The following is a 17,347-nucleotide window of genomic DNA, read 5'->3' on the forward strand; positions in this document are numbered from 1 at the left end:
CCGCGACGGGACGTCCGCCCGACCCGATACATCGCAGCAGAAATCGCTGATAGAAAGGGCGAATGGGCGTCAATTCACCGGCTGCCAGCAGCCGGTATCCGGACCGATCTGTGGACGCCAGGAGAAGATCGTGATCTCCCGTGTGAGCATCGGCCATATTCATGCCTCCGCGCCGGCGAAATCCGGGCCGCCGAAGGACACTCCCCCGAAACCCGCGCCGCCGCCGATGCCGGGCTGGCGCAGGTTCCTCATCCCGGTCGGGCTGCTCGTCACGGTGATGCTGCTGATCGCTCCGAGCCTGTTCGCCACCCAGCCGGATTCGCTGACCTACTCCGATTTCGTGGGTCGGGTCGACAGCGGCGTGGTGCGCTCGGTCACCATCGACGACCGCGGTGGTGTCGACGGCACGCTGACCGACGGCACTGACTTCACCACCCAGATCCCCACCGCACTCGACACAACCGCGCTCGAACGTCAGCTCGCCGCCAAGAAGGTGCAGATCACGGCCACCAGGACGGGCACGTCGTTCTGGTCGGTGGTGCTGAGCTTCCTGCCGCTGCTGCTCCTGATCGGTTTCTTCGTGTGGTCCGGCCGCATGGCCCGGCGCCAGCTCTCCGGCGGCGGCGCGCTCGGAATGTTCAGCCGCTCCCGAGCGAAGATCACCGAGGCGGACCGGCCGGAGACCCGCTTCAGTGACGTTGCCGGCTACGAGGGTGCGAAGCAGGAGATCAGCGAGGTCGTCGACTTCCTGCGCAATCCCGACCAGTATCTTGAGGTCGGCGCACACGGCCCGCGCGGCGTGCTGATGGTCGGCCCGCCCGGCACCGGCAAGACCCTGCTCGCGCGCGCCGTCGCCGGCGAGGCCGAGGTGCCGTTCCTCTCGATCACCGGCTCGGGCTTCGTCGAGATGTTCGTCGGTGTCGGCGCATCCCGGGTGCGGGACCTCTTCACCGAGGCTCGCAAGCGGGCGCCGTCCATCATCTTCATCGACGAGATCGACGCCATCGGCGGCCGGCGCGGCTCCAGCGCGTTCGGCGGGTCCAACGACGAGCGCGAGCAGACGCTGAACCAGCTCCTCGCCGAGATGGACGGGTTCGAGTCCACGTCGGGCGTGGTCGTCCTCGCCGCCACGAACCGCCCCGAGACCCTTGACCACGCGCTGCTGCGCCCCGGTCGGTTCGACCGCCAGGTCACGGTGCCGCTGCCGACCCAGTCCGAACGGGCCGAGATCCTCGCCGTGCACACCCGTGGCAAGGCACTCACCGATGACGCCGACCTCACCCGGATCGCCCGGGGCACGCCCGGATTCTCCGGCGCGGACCTGGCCAGCCTCGTCAACGAGGCGGCGATCAACGCCGTCCGCGACGGACGTTCGGTGGTCAGCGCCGCCGATCTCGACGCCGCGCGTGACCGCATTCTCCTCGGACGACGCGATGCCTCGAACGCCCTGCTCCCGGACGAGAAGCGGTCCGTCGCCGTGCACGAGTCGGGCCATGCCCTGGTGGCGGCGCTCTGCGACGACGCCGACCCGGTCTCGAAGGTGACCATCCTTCCCGCAGGCATGGCGCTCGGCGTCACCCAGCAGCTCCCCGAGGCCGAGCGGCACCTCTACTCCGAGGCCTATCTGCTGGACAGCCTGGCCGTGCGGCTCGGCGGTCGGGCGGCCGAGCTGGTGGTGTTCGGCCACGGCTCCACCGGTGCCTCGAACGACCTGGCCGGCGCAACCCAACTCGCCACCCGGATGGTGCGTGAGTTCGGGCTGTCGGAGGAGATCGGACCGGTGGGCTACTCGTCCGACGGGCCCAACTTCCTCGGCGGGGACGACCTCATGGCCCGCCCCTACTCGGAGCAGACGCAACGAGTGATCGACGCYGAGGTGGCACGGCTGCTGCGGGAGGCTCAGGCGCGAGCCATCGACCTGCTGCGCATGCATCGGAACGCACTCGACGCCCTGACCGCGCGCCTGCTGGAACGGGAGACCATCGACGGCACAGTGGTAGAGGAGCTCGCCGCCGCGTCGATGGCGAGCTTCACGCGCAGCCCGAACGGAGACGGCTCGGGGGGAAGGTCCGGACGGCGGCATCCCACCGCAGATCTCCCTGCAGACCTGATCCCCCTGGACCGCGCTCGGGTCCCGAGGCAGTGGGTACTGCATCTGCATGATGCCTGACGCCGCAGGCCCCGCGTTCGACGTGTGTGTGGTGGGCGCAGGCCCGGCCGGGATGATGCTCGGCCTGTTGCTCGCCCGCGACGGCCTCGAGACCTGCGTGTTGGAGAAGCACGCCGACTTCCTGCGCGACTTCCGCGGGGACACCGTGCACCCGTCCACGCTCGATCTGCTGGATTCGATCGGCCTTGGCGAACGCGTGCGCGACCTGCCCGGACGCCAGGTCACCGGGCTGAGATTCAGCTTCGCGGACGGGACCTACCAGGTCGCCGACTTCTCCCGGCTGCGGGTGAGTCATCCCTACATTTACTTCGTCCCGCAGTGGGACCTGCTGGAGATGCTCGCGCAGGCCGGCGCCGACATTCCGACCTTCACGCTGCTGCGTGAGCACGAGGTGACCGGCCTTGTCCGGGATGGCGATCGGGTGGTGGGCGCCGAGGCTCGGACCGCCCAGGGCCGCCGGGTGGTGCGGGCGCGTCTCACGGTCGGTGCCGACGGCCGCGGATCTGTCGTCCGCGCGTCGCTTGGCCTGCCACTGCGACGTTTCGGCGCTCCGATGGATGTGTTGTGGTTCCGGCTCCCACGCCGGGCGAGTGACGGGGATGGCCTCGGCGGCCTGGTCGGCCCGGGACGGATGCTCATCCGCATCGATCGGGGCAGCTACTGGCAGACCGCCTATCTGATCCGCAAGGGCGGATACGACGCCGTGCACGCGGCGGGACTCGACCGCCTCCGCGACAACGTCGCGACGCTCGCTCCGGACCTCGCCGACCGGGTCGATGAGATCAGAAGCTGGGAGGACGTCCACCTGCTGAGGGTGCAGGTCGACCGGGTGCGGCGCTGGCACGCTCCCGGCGCACTGCTCATAGGGGACGCCGCTCACGCGATGTCGCCGATCGGCGGGGTCGGGATCAATCTGGCGATCCAGGACGCGGTCGCCGCGGCACGTATCCTCCGTGCGCCCCTGCGCGCCGGCCGGGGCACCGGAACCGCACCACCGCCCGGGCGGCTGGCCGCGGTACAGCGTCGCCGCACGCCACCGACCATCCTCACCCAGCTTGCGCAGCGGGTCGCCCAACGAGGGTTGCTGCGCCCGGTGCTGGAGGCCGGCGACAAGYCGGTCACGGCGCCCATGCCGGTCCGGCTCCTCGCCCGGATACCGGCCGCCCAGCGCGTGCTCGCCCGTGCGGTCGGCGTCGGGCTCCGACCCGAGGCGGTCGGACAGGCCGCACCACACACCGCGGCGGAGAACGTCTCCCGTGCAGCCACCAACGAGAGTGATCGTTAGCCACTGAAGAAGCAAAAGAATTTGCCTGTCTTTGTAATCCGTATAATTCATCTACTTATTTCCATTCACCCACGAAACGACCCACCCACAGATCAGGTCACCCTCGGGACGACTCGCCCGAACCCTTGCCAGCAGAGCCGACCCTACCCTAGGATCGAACGCATGTTCGAAGAATTTCACTGACGGTGGGCGGTGAACCTGATGGATCAGTTCGACAGCTCCATGACCTGGGCGTCGACGGCAGCGGGTATGGATTCCGAACCGCAGCGATCAGACGTCTCGTTCGACCTGGTGGACGCGCTCCACACGGTCCTGGCCGAGGCAATCGCGGCAACCGGCGCCGGAACCGCGAGGAGCGACCTGGATCAGGCCACGCCCTTCTTGCGGCGATTCTGTCATCGTGTCGACAGGTATCGCACCAAGTTAAAGGTGCTCGGCTGGCTTCAGGCAGGAATGATGGAGGATCTATCGGCCATCACTCATATGAATCCACCGCGCGAGGCGGCGACCGGGACTTTTGACGAGCTTGCTCCGGAGGACGTGGCGATCGAGGTCGGCGCCTCCGCCACCTCGGTGGCGCGAGACATGACCTTCGCGCGCACGATCACGGATCGGCTCCCCCGCGCGTTGACGGCACTGAAAAACGGGGCAATTGATCTATCTCGGTTGAGATCCCTGGAACGCGCCGTTCGCCCGTTGGATGACGAACTGGCGGCCGCCGTGGAGAGGCGCGTGCTGGAAGGCGGGCCACGTCCCACTCAGGGAGCCTTCGCCGATGCGTGCCGACGCACGGTCCAGCGGATCGACCCCGACGGCTCGGCGGAGCGGGCCCGTTCACGAAGAGCCGCGCGACGGGTCTGGGTTCGTCCCGGCGAGGAGGGCAGCAGCACGCTGTCCGCGTTGCTCCCGGCGGAGGAGGCAGACGCCTGCTACCGGCGAGTCGACCAGGTGACCCGCGAGATCGTCGCCGCCCGGGATACCCACGACGAACGGACGACGGACCAGATCCGGGCCGACGTCGTCGTCGACCTGCTCACCGGACGAGCCGAGCACGGCCGGCCGTTCTCCTGCGACGTCCAGGTGGTCGTGCCCGTGACCACACTGCTCGGCATATCGTCGGAGCCCGGTGAGATCCCAGGTGTCGGCACCATCCCCGGAGCTGTCGCCCGCGAGATGGCCGCTCGGCCAGGGTCGACCTGGCGGCGACTCCTGACCGACCAGCGCGGCGTCCTCCTCGACGTCTCCGACCGCCGGCACCCCACCCCGGCGCAGGTACGTCACGTGCGCGCGCGACCGCACCTGCCGCATGCCCGGGTGCGCCCGGCGCGCGGTCCACTGCGAGCTCGACCACACCGTCCCCGACGCCGTGGGTGGCCGGACAGCGCTGGACAATCTGGGCCTTCTGTGTCGACGACATCACCGCATGCGCCACCGCAGTGGCTGGCAGATCAGCCAGCCACGTGAGGGTGTCTTCGAGTGGACCACGACACTGGGCAGAAGGATCACGGTCACCCCGCCGCCCTATCTCGAGCCCGAGACCTCATGATCTTGACGACAAGTCCCGGGGCACGGGTGGCGAATCAGGCGGATGACGGGTGGTCGTCCGCGGCGAGCCGGGTCAGTACTGACGTGGCGATCGCGTCAAGGGCGTCGACCTGGGCTTCCGTGAGCATGTCGAACACATGCTCACGGACGAAAGCGACATGAGCGGGAGCGGCCTGTTCGATCATGGCGCGGCCGCGCTCCGTGAGCACGACAAGGGCGCCGCGGCCGTCGTCGGCGCACTCCTCGCGCGCCACGAGGCCACGCCGCTGCATCCGGGCGACGTGATGGGAGAGCCTGCTCTGCTCCCACGAGAGCTCCCTGGCCAGCTTGGTCACCCGCAGGCGCCCTTCGGGGGTGTCGGTGAGGCGGACGAGAACGTCGTAGTCGGCGAGTGAGATCCCCGCCTCCGCCGCGAGTTGGCGGTTCATCCACACGGTGAGCTGGCTGGTCATGAGCAGGTAGCGCCGCCATACGCGCTGCTCCCGCCGAGTCAGCCAGGACACCGCGGCGCCCGCGACCGCGGGTGCGGCAGGCGGCGGGACCTCGGGTGGCGGGGTCGGGAATGCGTCACCCCGGGATCTGATTGACACGTCATGCACCTTAATGATGCGTCATGGAGATGGGAAGGGGCCATCGTGGCCGACATGACACAGCGGTCGAAGGTCGACATCCGCCGCGCAGACGACCGCCCCAAGACAAAGATCAACTGGCTCGACTCCAAGCACTCCTTCTCATTCGGCCACCACTACGATCCGTCCAACACTCATCACGGACTGCTACTGGTCAACAACGACGACACCGTGCGCGCAGGCGCAGGCTTCGAGACCCACCCGCACCGCGACATGGAGATCGTCACCTGGGTACTGCGGGGTTCGCTCGTCCACCAGGACTCGACCGGCAACTCGGGCGTGATCTACCCCGGGCTGGCCCAGCGGATGAGCGCCGGCCGAGGCATCCTGCACTCCGAGAAGAACGACTCGTGGCGGCTGCCCGACGGCGGCGAGCCGCACGACGAACCCGTTCACTTCGTTCAGATGTGGGTTGCGCCGGACGAGAACGGGATCGCACCCGGCTACGAGCAGCTCGAGATCGACAACGAGTTGCTCCGGGATGGCCTCGTCACGGTCGCGTCCGGGATGGAACGGCACGACGGCGCTGCCGCCATCCGTATCAGGAACCGGTACGCGGCTCTGCACGTCGCCAGGCTCGGTGTGGGGCAGAGCGTCGAGCTGCCCGACGCGCCTTACCTGCACCTGTTCGTCGCACGGGGCGAGGTGACGCTCGAAGGCGCGGGGCAGCTGCACGAGGGCGACGCCGTCAGGTTCACCGCGGTGGGCGGTCAGCGGATCACCGCCGTCGAGCCGGCCGAGGTCATGGTGTGGGAGATGCACGCCAGCCTGTCCGCCTGACGCCTTGTGTCACCGGCCGGCCGGAGATCAGCGGCCGGCCGCCCGGTAGGCGACACCAGCCGGGGTCGGCTGGCCGGACTCGTCATACAGGCCGGTCCGGCTGTCGGGATTGGCGGGAAACGCGAACCAGGCGTAGCGCTCAACGAACGGAAGGCTCTCGAGCATCGCGGTGGAGGCGGTCACGAACGCCGCCTGGCCCTCAGCGCTCGGAACCGTCGCGGGTGAGGTTGAGAAGTTCATCAGGCTGTACTCGGTCAGCCAGATCGGCAGGTGGTATCGGTCGTACACGTCCTGGATGTAGGCACGGAGCTGACTGGTCGCCCGGGTGGGGTCGAAGTCGCTGCCGTACCAGTGCAGCGCGATGAAGTCGACCTTGTAGCCCCGCTGGGCCGCGCCGGCCATGAACTGGCCGAACCAGCTGTTCGGGTCCGCGGCGCCGGCGGCGGGCGCCGGGCTACCCAGACGCATTCCGGTGGCTTCCAGCTGCGGCCACAGATCGAGAGCGGTCTGAACCGGCATGTCCGCCTGGCCGCGGAGGTCAGGCTCGTTGAAGCCGAGCAGGGTGCGGCCGTTGGCCTTCACCGTCGCGAGGGTCTGCGGAGTGACCGAGCCCGGCCCCCAGATCATCGGGACGAACTCGACTCCCGCCGGCGCCGCGATCCGCTCCGGCGCGGCTCCCCAGGTGTAGAACCACGAGACTCCCGCATCCGTCATCGACGGAGCGATCTTGTCGAAGTACCAGGTGCTCGCGCCCTTCGCAACCGTCCCGACAGGCGGATCGGTCGACCCGGGTGGCGTGGGCACTGGCGCGGCGCTCGGCGTGGCCCCCGGGGCAGTGGTCACCGGAGCAGTGGTCACCGGCGCCGAGGTGAGGGTCGGCACCGGAGTGACGCCGGGGTTCGGACCCGAGCTCGGGTCCGGAGCCTGGGTGGGGCCGGCGGACGGCGAGCCCGTCGGGCCGGCGGGGCTGGGGGCCGCACTGGTCGTCGGAGCGGGACCGCCTCCACCCCCGATGGGGGTAACGCAGCCCGCGAGCGCCACCATCGCGAGCAACGCCACCGACAGCAGCCTTAGCATGCTCGGCGTGCGACGCATGATCGTCTTCGAACCCGCCCGATGCGTCCGTGCCCCGGACGCGAACGCGGTTGCCGCGCTGTTCGCGGTGCGTCGCCGTTCCCCGGCGTCGTAATCGGTCACGCCGACCCTGCGCATGGATCTCTCCTTGCCTCGCCCCCTGAATGCCCTTCCATGAACTGCTGTTCCGCCGGCCGCGCCGTGCCGGAGATCCGGCCGGCCGGCAGTCGTGGCTGGCCGACGGACTGCCGCAAAATCTGACAAAAGGCACAGCGGCGATCACTTTGCCACAGCAAGCGTGGGTACGCCAGGGTGTCGGTCCGAGCGGACCACGGGCAAACACCGCGGCGGTGCCGCGAAGCAGGAGCGACCAGCGGGCTGGACCACAGCTGGCGAACAGACCAGCGAACGGCCAGCAGACAACCGGCGAAGGCTCGGCGAATGGCCACCGGACACCCCGTAGACAGCCCGTAGACAGCCCGCGGGCATCCCGTCGGACGTCCCGCGGACGGCGATCGTCCCGACTACGCGGATGACACATTCGGGCCAGGACGCCGACCAGTTTCGAGGGGTCTCGACCCAAAGAGCGATGATGTGGGTGTCTTGCCGCCAACCCGGAACACATGTCCGCGTGACCCCCACTCCTCCCCCACGTTCCCCACTGACAGTGACCAGGGAAAACAGCAGGTGGAGGCCGAGGGAGGCGCCGGCGTGTGGACGGGCGCCGATCGGGCCGCCGGGTCTCGACCGGGCGCACGCGGATTCCGGGGCGGGCGGCGCGGGACATGGCATCCCCTCGAGGGTGAGGGGGCCGTCGCCTGCCCGGACGGAGACGCAGCGGCAACGCCGACAGGGGGCACACGGACATGGAACATGGGGTGGCCGGCATGTACCGGGCCGGCAGCGGCCGGGGACCGGCGGACTTCGTGGCCAGGCGCGTGAACGGCCTGCTCGCAGAGGACCCGCGGGCGGTTATGCGACGCGCGGCCGGCGCGGCCTACCGGGTGGCCGGCCGGGCCGGACGAGCCGCGCTGCGTCCGCCGGAGACACAGGACCTCGGCGAGGTGCTGACGGACACGGCCGCGCCGGAAGCCGGAACCGACGGTCTCGACGGCTCGGACGACCTCGGCGGCGAGCGCCGCCCGGCGCCGGACCCGGAGGTCCCACCGTGGGTTCCGCTCGGCGACGAGGGCCCGGTGATCTGTAACATCTGCCGGTGGCACGGCGAGGAGTTCGATCTTGCCGGCCATGTCGAGATGTCGCTGTGCCCGTCCTGTGGTGCCAACGGGCGTGACCGGTTCATGCACTGGTGCCTGGCCCAGTCGGTGGATCTCAACCCCGCGCTCCGGGTCATCGAGTGCAGTCCGCGTCTCGGCGAGGACTACCGTTCGGCGATGTCCAGTTGGTTCTTCTACCGGACGTCCGATCTGGACATGCGCGCGCACCGCGGCAGCATCCGGCTCGATCTGCAGGCGATTGACCTGCCGGACGCGTCGCTGGACGTCATGCTGTGCTCGCACGTGCTCGAGCACGTTCCGGACACGGACAGTGCGCTGGCGGAGCTTCGCCGGGTGATCGCCCCGGGCGGGCACCTCATCCTGCAGGTCCCGGTCGGCCAGGGGGTGACCGCGCCGCCGACGGAACCCGAGTTCCACATGGACTGGACCCCGGTCTTCTGGCGCTTCGGGTTCGATCTGACCGAGCGGCTACGCAAATCCGGGTTCGAGGCGGACCTGCTGTGCACCGCGTCGATGCTCGAGGCCGCGCTGACCGGGGAGAACCTGTGGCCCGACTGGTCCCGGGAGTTCGACGTCCCCGGAATGCTCGACGGGGTGATCGCCGCGGACCTGAAGGTAATCGCCGACCGAGCGGCCGAGCACCGGCTCGGGATCAGCCCGGGCTACATGTACTTCACGTGGCACTGCCGCGTGCCGGCGCACGAATAGGCGCGAGGTAGATCCGCCGGCCTGACGAGCGCCGGCCGAAAATTCCAGCAGGCGAGGATTCCGGCGGTTTCGACGTCCGTCGGGGATGATTCCCGCAACGGCTGCGCCGCACCGTCCGCGAAAACGTTTTCGCGCCCGCGGATACCGAGCTAATTTTTAGCTGCCATTTCATGTTCTGCGGCGTACGGGCGTTCGGCGGCGGCCCCTCGAACCCTGCCGTCGCCCGTCCGGCGTGGGGCGTTGCCCGCCGGAGCGCCGCGCCGGAGACTGCCGTGACGGCCACCCCACAGGGGACCGCCGCCACGTGCCCACCGAGCCGGTAGGCGCCAGGACCTGGACGTCTTCTGCCGGTACTCGCCCGGGGCACCGCACCTGGAGCCGCCCCGGACACCGGCGGCTCGTCGCACGTGCCCGACGGTCTCGTGGGGCACGTAGGTCTCGTATGGCTCATAGCACTCTCATGGCGCTCATCGGGGTGCCCGCAGCGCGCTGCGGTCGGCCGGCGACCCGACCCGGACCGGACGTAGGGCCGCAAACAACGACAAAGTGCCACGTTGTCGCGAATGAGACGCCCGGCAAACCGCCGTCGACCCGCGGTAAACCGCCAGAATCGGACTGGCGGAAGCGAAAGGACTGAATATGCGTACGGTGCGGGGGACGTCGACGCGGCGGTCGGCGTGGTGGCCGGGCTCGAATCCCCAGCGTCCGGGAGCCGATTCCCACCGGACGCGAGCGGCTTCCGGTGGGAGCCGTGCGACACCGTCGACGGCACGCGGTCGCCTGCTGCCGGGCACGCTGCTGATCTCGGCGCTGCCCTCGGTACTCACCGTGGCTCTCCTCATGCCGACCGCCGCAGCGCAGGCCGGCACGCCGAGCCGGGAGGTCACCGCACCGGCTCGGGCCGCCCTCATCGCGTTCGAGGCCGAGGACGTGCTCGGGCAGATCGACGTCGACGTTGATCTGGGGCCCGACGAGGAGTCCGAGAGCATCCGCCGATTCCAGGAGGCGGCGGAGGCGATCGCCGAGTTCTCCCGCCAGGCCGCGGCCCGCGGCAACTCGGCACCCGCACCTACGCAGGCTCCGCCTGGTCCGCCGGTAACCCGGCAGCGGCCCGCGCCCGCCGCCGGGACGGGGTCCAGCGGCGGGACAACGAGCTCCGGTCCCGGTTCACCGGCAGGAACCGGCACGGGCGCAGGAAGCGGGACGGACACGGCAGGCAGCATCGGCGCCGGCACGGGAGGCGGGACCGGAACGGACGGTGCCAGCCCGGGAGGCGACGCCCCCGTCCAACAGGGCACCGCGGCCGGCGGAGCACCGACCGGCGACGCTCCCCCCGACGGCACCTCGGCCGGCTCCGCGACGAGCGGTGGCGTGGCGAACGGGCCGGCGGGCGGCGATGGTCCCGGCTCCGTCCGTGCCGGCACCGGAGGCAGCATCACCGATGACAGCACTGCCGGTGACAGTGCCACCGGCGGAAGCACGGGCGGTAGAGCAGGGCCACGGCCAGGTACGCGTATGGCGGTGCCGCGCTCCGGTGCGGAGCAGGCGTTGCTCACCGGGATGAACACGCTGGCAGTCGGCCTCGCGGTGGCCGGGCTGGCAGGCGCTCCCCTCGCCGGCGGGCTGAGGCGCCGGTCGTTTCAGGAGCGAAGCCGCCGATCCGATCTCGCGCTCGTGCCCGCCGCCGCGACCGGGCCGGATCAGTTCCCCGCGCTCGACGACGTCCGGCAGCACAGCCGGGAGTACGGCCGGCCGTAAGCAGGCCGGCCGCCGCGACGGTCCACAACCAGCACTACGGGCGCTCCATGGGCGTCGCCGACCGAGCGCCGGAGTGACCCACAGGACACTTCGCCACGTGTCTTTCCGGGCACCGAACGTGCACTCCTGGCCATCGGCCCAGCCGCAACAAGGTCGTCCATAGGTCTTCCCATGGCATTCCAAGGGTTCCACCGGCGAGACGAATGCATGGCCCCCACCTGGGGCGCTCCCGACCAGCACCCGACATCGCCTGTAGCACAGCACATCTCCACCATCCTGGCGATCATTTGAGGAGACCACCCGCGGTAACCGGCTCCCGACGAACTCCCATCGCCGGATCGTTGCGCTACACCACGTCAAACCCTGAAAAACGAGACGGACCTCCCCGGGCAGGGTCCGGGCGCCGCATTACTGTGACGCCGTCGAGTAACCGAACGGGCCCTTGGGGGGGTCTCAGGGCTCGACTCCAACAGGGATGGTCTGCATGGCAGGCAGGCACGAAGCCGACCGGACGCCGGTCGGCTCACCGCCGCGGGGCGGCGTCGCGGGACTCACGGGACTCCGGTACCGCGCCCGGCCGCACAAACCGAACGGCCCACGCAACCCGAACACCCCACGCACCCCGCACGACACGGACCAACGCAACCCGCAGGACGCCGCCCCTCACGACGTGGACCCGCGCACTCCGCACGACGCAGCCCCGCACGACGGATCTCGGACGACGGCCGGCACAGCGAGCCGACGCGGACTGTTCGGCTCGCTGGCGGCCTTCGGGCTGACCGCCGCAGGCTGCTCGTTCGGCGGCCCCGGCGGTGGCGGCGGAGCGATACCGACGGCCACGGCGACGGCCGTCGCACCGACCACGCGACCTCCGATGACCGGCGGGCCCACCACGGCGCCGACGGCCACCGGCACGCCGACCACCATGCCTACGACACCGGGCACGCCGGGTGCACCGGGCACACCCGGTCCGTCCCCGACGGCATCGCCTCCCCCGCCCGCCGGGGGCGGTGCCGGTGCCGCGACACCGGCCTTCCTGCGCGGGCGCGACCCGGTGGTGCACCTGCTGAACCGGGCCACGTTCGGGCCGACACCGGAGCTGGTGGCAGAGGTGAAGGCTGCGGGTGTCGGAGCATGGCTGGACCGACAGCTCGATCCGGCCTCGATTGGCGACGGGACGGTCGACGCGGTCCTCGGTCGTTTCCCGTTCCTGGCCAAGACCGGCCGCGAGCTCCACGCCATCGAGGGCGACATCGACTACAAGGACGTGATCGGGCTCGCGGTGGCCTCGATCGCGCGAATGACCTGGTCGAACCGCCAACTGCTGGAGCGGATGGTCGACTTCTGGCAGTCACACGTGTTCAACAAGGGCTACCCGAACGACAACCTGTGGCGGGACTCGTTCCCGGACGACCGGGAGGTCATCCGACCGAACGCACTGGGCCGGTTCGCGGATCTGCTGCTCGCGGAGACGACGAGCCCGGCGATGATCCGTCGGCTGAACGCCGACCGGTCCACCGTGCGGGCGCTCAACGAGAATCTCGGACGGGAACTGCTCGAACTGCACACCGTCGGCGTGGGTGCCGGTTACGGCCAGGACGGGGTCCTGAACAGCGCCCGCATCCTGACCGGGATCTCCATCGAAGCCGAGTCGAAGAAGTACGCGTTCAAGTCGAAAGACCACTACGTCGGCCCGGTCCAGGTGCTGGACTTCTCCTCGCCGAACGGCTCCGCCGAGGGTGGGGAGGCCGTGATGAAGGCCTACCTGGACCATCTGGCGCATCACCCGGCGACCGCCGCGTACCTCACCCGCAAGCTGGCGACCTATTTCGTCGCGGACGATCCGCCGCAGTCCCTCTGCGACATGCTGGCGCAGACCTACCTGGCGAACGACACCGCGATCGCACCGGTACTGAAGGCGTTGTTCACCTCCGCCGAGTTCGGCCAGGCAGTGGGCCTGCGCACCCGCCGGCCGCTGGAGGACATCGTCGCCACGCTGCGCGTTCTCGGGATCGGYCCGCCGGCCTCGGGCACCGAACCCGTCGTCGCGCTGTACTGGATGGCCAACGACATGGGAATGGCACCGCTGGCGTGGCCGGCTCCGGACGGATATCCACTGCGGGCGGAGCGATGGGTTTCGGCGTCAGCCACGATCGGCCGGTGGAACATGCACCGGAACCTTCTCAACGGGTGGTATCCGAAGGGTCTGGGAACCCCGGCGGTGAACAGCCTGCTCGGGGACGCGCCACCGGCCGCCATGGCCGAGGTGGTGGACGTGCTGGCCCGGCGGCTCGTGTTCCAGCCGCTCGCGCCCGAGCACGGCGCGGCACTGGCGACATTCCTCGGTGACCGCGGGTCGCGGAAGCCGGCGGAAAACGAGTATCTCGTCGGCCAGCTCGGCTCGCTCATTCTCGATTCCCCCTACCACGTCTACGGATAGGCGGCCGACCGATGGTAAAGAATCTGCCTGCGGCCGACCAGTGCACGCTCAGCCGGCGCGGAGTTCTCGCGGCGGCCGGCGCCGTCGGCATCACGGCCGGCGTCGCCTCCGTGCTGCCGATCCGCGTGGCCTTCGCCGACGCCCCCGGCCGAACCCTGGTCGTGATCTCGCTGCGCGGCGGGATGGACGGCCTGAACGCACTGGTGCCGGGCGCGGACCCGAACTACGCGGGCCTGCGCGCCGACATCGCCATCCCGACGGGCCAGCTCATCCCGATGGATCGGACGTTCGGCCTGCATCCCGCGTACGCGTCGCTGAAGCCGCTGCTGGATGCCGGGAAGGTGGCGGCGGTTCCCGCCGCGGGGCTGCTCGACAACTCACGCAGCCACTTTCAGGACACGTTCAACCTCGAGATCGGCGGTGCCGGCCAGAACAGCGGTTATCTTGCCCGCCTGCTGAGCGTCCTGAGCCCGGGTTCGGCGTTCCGCGGGATCCAGGAGGGCGGCTCGCTGCCGACCTCCTACCTCGGCTCCGCCGAGGCCCTGACCCTCAACGGCATCGACAACTTCAAGGCGAACGGCTGGGGCCAGGGTGCCGAGGAGACCGCGACGGCCACCGCGCTCGGCGCGCTCTTCGCCGGCCCCGACGCCGGCCGCCCCTACGCCCGCGGCGTCGCGACGACCCTGGCCGCGCTAGCCGAGGGCAAGCAGATCGCGGCCAAGCCCTACACCCCGGCCGACGGCGTGACCTACCCCGACGAGGGCCTGGGCCGAGCGCTACGGGACGTCGCCCGCCTGATCAAATCCGGGACCGGGCTCCGGGTCGCGGCGATGGAGACCGGGGGCTACGACACCCATGTCGGCCAGGGCGGGGTGACCGGCAGCCTGGCGACGCTGCAGAAGCGGCAGGGCGACTCGATCGCGGCGTTCTTCGCCGACCTCGGCCCGCAGGCCGCCGACGTCACCCTGGTCACCATCCAGGAGTTCGGCCGGCGCGCGGACACCAACGGAAACGGCGGGACCGACCACGGCGGCGGCGGCGTCATGTTCGTGATCGGCGGCGGCGCGGTCGGCGGGGTGCACGGCAAGTGGACGGGCCTCGCGCCCGACCAGCTGGACGACGGCGCGGTGCCCGTCCTGAACGACTACCGCAACGTCCTGGGCGACGTGATCCGCTGGCTCGGGATGTCCCAGGAGCAGCTCGGGACGGTCTTCCCCGGGCTGACCCACGCCCCGGTCGGGGTCACCTCGGCCTGACGCGATCTCCTGCGCGCTGTATCCCCGACGCGCGGTGGACGTCCCCTCCTCGAGAAGGCAGCTGGGGCCCCGGTGTCCGCCGGGGCCCCGGCGCTGGCCCGACGCCCGATGCTGGTCAGCCCCTCAGCGCTGGTCAGGGCCTCAGCGCTGGTCAGGGCCCCGCTGTCGGCCCGGCTCCTGGTGCCGGCTCGTGGGCGGGTGAGGAGGTGGAGGGCCGTCGTACCAGGTCCGCGTACGCGGGATGCCGATCTATGTAGGCCTTGATGAACGGGCACCGGGGGATGACGGCCAAGCCCTGGGCGCGCGCCGAATCGAGCGCCCCAGCAGCCAACGCGGAGCCCACGCCGGTGCCCTTGTAGGCCGGATCGACCTCGGTGTGGGTGAAGATGATTCGCGAGCTCGACCGCGTGTACTCGGCGAACCCCGCGACCTCCCCGGTCGGAGTTCTGGCCTCGAACCGGCCGGCCGGGGGGTTGTCGACGACTGTCACGTCCATGGCGCCCATCCTTGCCGGTCCGCGCGGATCAGGCGATGTCGAGGATCTCCTCGACCGGCCGCCGGGGGGTGGCCGCCAGCGGCGGCTGCTCGGGGTCGGGGCGGCCCAGCCGCAGCAGCATCTGCACGTGACCGATGCCCCCGGTCGCCGAACGCATCAGCTCGCGGATGGCGGAGACGTCCAGCACCTGCCCCAGCGGTGAGGCGGCGAGCCCGCGCGCCGTCGCCGTGAGCAGCACCCGGCCCGTCGCGCCGCCGGCGAGCAGCCGGTCGGTGGGCCGATCCGAGTCGGTGCCGATGGCGACGACCGTCGGCCGCTCCACCTCCAGCCGCTCCACCGCCGGCTGCTCCACCGCCGGCTCGGACGAACCGGCCGCGCCGGCCGGTTCGAGGCCGCCGACCACGTCGAAGTCCCGCAGGACGAACTCGGACTGGCGCGTCGCCGCGCCACCGACGACGGCCTCGCGGGGGATGCCGTCGCGTGCCTGCGGCGAGGTGCGGCTCCAGTGCCTCAGTTCCTCGGTGTAGGCGGGATCGTGGGCCTCCTGCCAGTCCGCGCGGGAGAGCAGGACCGACGTCTCGACCCGGGCGTCCGCGCTCTCCACGAACCGCACCCAGGCCGACTCCGCCTCGGCAGCGCGGCGCAGCGCGGCGAGGTCGTCGGCCCCGAGCCGCCCCCGCTCCCCTGTCAGGAACGGACGGCGGTCGGTGTGCCGGTTGGACATCGCAGCCGCCAGCTCCGCCTCGGCCGGCGCGGGCGGGCGGCGGTCCGCTACGGCGATCGTGGCCAGCGGGACGTCCGCGGACGGCGGGGCGCCGTCGTCGAGCGGGCCGAGGGCCACGACGGGGAGCAGGCCTCGCGAGCGCGCGGCGAGCCGGGCGAAGGTCAGGGCGGCCCCGCAGCTGACCAGGAGCTGGCGTCCCTCCGGGTCGGCGACGTGCAGCAACCGCTCGGGATCGGCGAACAGGTGCAGACCGTCGGCGTCGAAGCGCCACCGCCAGGGCTGGGTGTTGTGGATCGACGGCGCGAGCGTGGCCTGCGCCACGATCGCGCGGGCGTCGTCCTCCGTCAGGCGTACCGCGGTGTCGACCATGACCTCTCCCGTCTGTCTGCTCCGAGCATCCTTATGCCTGCCCGGGCGCCGGCTCCCCCGGCCCCGGGGCGGACGCGTGTCTCGTTGCGGTCCGCCGTCGCTCGGTGACCGGAAAGCGCCGCACCGCGGCTATTGTTGCCCGAATGGACGCTGCGGGGACGCACACGGTACGGGGGATTCACACGGCACGAGAGATGGACGCAGTACGAGAGCTACCCACGGTACGGGTCTTCCTCCTTGACGACCACGAGATCGTCCGCCGTGGGGTCCGCGAGGTGCTCAGTGACGCCGGCGGCATCGAGGTCGTGGGCGAGGCGTCGACCGGGGCCGAGGCGGCCGCCCTCGTCCCCCGCCTGCGGCCGGACGTCGCGCTGCTCGACGCCCGGCTGGAGGACGGCAGCGGCATCGACGTCTGCCGGGACATCCGCGCGGCCTGCCCCGAGGTCGGCTGTCTGATCCTCACGTCCTACGACGACGATGACGCGCTCTTCGCCGCGATCATGGCAGGGGCGGCGGGCTACCTGCTCAAGCAGATCCGCGGCACCGACCTCGTTGGCGCGATCCGGACCATCGCGGCCGGCGGCTCCCTGCTCGACCCGGCCGTGACCGCCAGGGTCCTCGCCCGGCTCCGGGAGGGAAGCGACGTGGGCCGGGCCTCGGCGGTGTTGGGCACCCGGGAGCGGGAGATCCTGGTCCTGATCGCCGAGGGCCTGACCAACCGCCAGATCGCCGGCCGGCTGCACCTCTCCGAGAAGACCGTGAAGAACTACGTCTCGTCGATCCTCGACAAGCTGGGCCTGAGCAGCCGCACGCAGGCCGCCGTGTACGCCGCGCGTCGCCACGCCTGACGGCAGCGCCTAGAAAGCGGCCGTCAG

Annotated in this window: 14 protein-coding genes and 1 pseudogene; 11 read left to right on the forward strand and 4 right to left on the reverse strand. The window is 70.8% G+C overall.

Annotated features, from left to right (window positions below; translation table 11 throughout):
• Positions 1–130 precede the first annotated feature (130 nt).
• From ftsH to BBK14_RS40580, 4 genes and pseudogenes are all read left to right on the forward strand, one after another.
• On the forward strand, positions 131–2,170 hold the full coding sequence (gene ftsH / locus BBK14_RS24395; protein WP_241831814.1) for an ATP-dependent zinc metalloprotease FtsH: 2,040 nt from the start codon (positions 131–133) through the stop codon (positions 2,168–2,170).
• Positions 2,160–3,455: an FAD-dependent oxidoreductase gene (locus BBK14_RS24400; RefSeq protein WP_071065586.1), complete on the forward strand. Its 1,296-nt coding sequence runs from the start codon at positions 2,160–2,162 to the stop codon at positions 3,453–3,455. Before ftsH ends, BBK14_RS24400 begins: the two co-directional genes overlap by 11 nt.
• Before the next feature lie 483 nt (positions 3,456–3,938).
• Positions 3,939–4,688: pseudogene (locus BBK14_RS35850) on the forward strand (DUF222 domain-containing protein); the annotation flags it as partial.
• Between the two features lie 73 nt (positions 4,689–4,761).
• Complete coding sequence (locus BBK14_RS40580; RefSeq protein ID WP_071065588.1) at positions 4,762–5,001, forward strand: HNH endonuclease signature motif containing protein; 240 nt, start codon at positions 4,762–4,764, stop codon at positions 4,999–5,001.
• 34 nt (positions 5,002–5,035) lie between these two features.
• On the opposite strand, the gene BBK14_RS24415 is transcribed toward BBK14_RS40580, so the two are convergent.
• Complete coding sequence (locus tag BBK14_RS24415; RefSeq protein ID WP_235013873.1) at positions 5,036–5,590, reverse strand: MarR family winged helix-turn-helix transcriptional regulator; 555 nt, start codon at positions 5,588–5,590, stop codon at positions 5,036–5,038.
• Between the two features lie 54 nt (positions 5,591–5,644).
• Between BBK14_RS24415 and BBK14_RS24420 the strand changes: the two genes are divergently transcribed.
• Positions 5,645–6,409, forward strand: a complete 765-nt coding sequence (locus BBK14_RS24420; RefSeq protein ID WP_071065648.1) for a pirin family protein — start codon at positions 5,645–5,647, stop codon at positions 6,407–6,409.
• 27 nt (positions 6,410–6,436) lie between these two features.
• Here BBK14_RS24420 and BBK14_RS40585 read toward each other — a convergent pair whose 3' ends face one another.
• Positions 6,437–7,123, reverse strand: coding sequence for a glycoside hydrolase family protein (locus BBK14_RS40585; protein WP_235013872.1), 687 nt, complete (start codon positions 7,121–7,123; stop codon positions 6,437–6,439).
• 13 nt (positions 7,124–7,136) lie between these two features.
• Between BBK14_RS40585 and BBK14_RS40590 the strand changes: the two genes are divergently transcribed.
• From BBK14_RS40590 to BBK14_RS24450, 5 genes are all read left to right on the forward strand, one after another.
• On the forward strand, positions 7,137–7,598 hold the full coding sequence (locus BBK14_RS40590) for a hypothetical protein (RefSeq protein ID WP_241831815.1): 462 nt from the start codon (positions 7,137–7,139) through the stop codon (positions 7,596–7,598).
• A 751-nt stretch (positions 7,599–8,349) separates the two neighbouring features.
• Positions 8,350–9,429 (forward strand): class I SAM-dependent methyltransferase, encoded by a 1,080-nt coding sequence (locus BBK14_RS24435; protein WP_071065591.1) that lies wholly within the window; start codon positions 8,350–8,352, stop codon positions 9,427–9,429.
• Between the two features lie 639 nt (positions 9,430–10,068).
• Entirely contained in the window at positions 10,069–11,187 is a 1,119-nt protein-coding gene (locus BBK14_RS37315) for a hypothetical protein (protein WP_071065592.1), read from the forward strand.
• A 484-nt stretch (positions 11,188–11,671) separates the two neighbouring features.
• The gene (locus BBK14_RS24445; protein ID WP_071065649.1) at positions 11,672–13,627 is read left to right on the forward strand and encodes a DUF1800 domain-containing protein; all 1,956 of its coding nucleotides are present in this window, start codon (positions 11,672–11,674) and stop codon (positions 13,625–13,627) included.
• Between the two features lie 11 nt (positions 13,628–13,638).
• Positions 13,639–14,883, forward strand: coding sequence for a DUF1501 domain-containing protein (locus BBK14_RS24450; protein WP_071065593.1), 1,245 nt, complete (start codon positions 13,639–13,641; stop codon positions 14,881–14,883).
• Positions 14,884–15,034: 151 nt separating this feature from the next.
• Here BBK14_RS24450 and BBK14_RS24455 read toward each other — a convergent pair whose 3' ends face one another.
• On the reverse strand, positions 15,035–15,379 hold the full coding sequence (locus BBK14_RS24455) for a GNAT family N-acetyltransferase (RefSeq protein ID WP_071065594.1): 345 nt from the start codon (positions 15,377–15,379) through the stop codon (positions 15,035–15,037).
• Between the two features lie 28 nt (positions 15,380–15,407).
• Complete coding sequence (locus BBK14_RS24460; RefSeq protein WP_071065595.1) at positions 15,408–16,472, reverse strand: Acg family FMN-binding oxidoreductase; 1,065 nt, start codon at positions 16,470–16,472, stop codon at positions 15,408–15,410.
• A 194-nt stretch (positions 16,473–16,666) separates the two neighbouring features.
• Between BBK14_RS24460 and BBK14_RS24465 the strand changes: the two genes are divergently transcribed.
• Positions 16,667–17,320 carry a response regulator gene (locus BBK14_RS24465; protein ID WP_071065596.1) on the forward strand — a complete coding sequence of 218 codons (654 nt, stop codon included), beginning with the start codon at positions 16,667–16,669 and terminating at the stop codon, positions 17,318–17,320.
• Positions 17,321–17,347 lie beyond the last annotated feature (27 nt).

The organism is Parafrankia soli (assembly GCF_001854695.1).
GTDB lineage: Bacteria > Actinomycetota > Actinomycetes > Frankiales > Frankiaceae > Parafrankia > Parafrankia soli.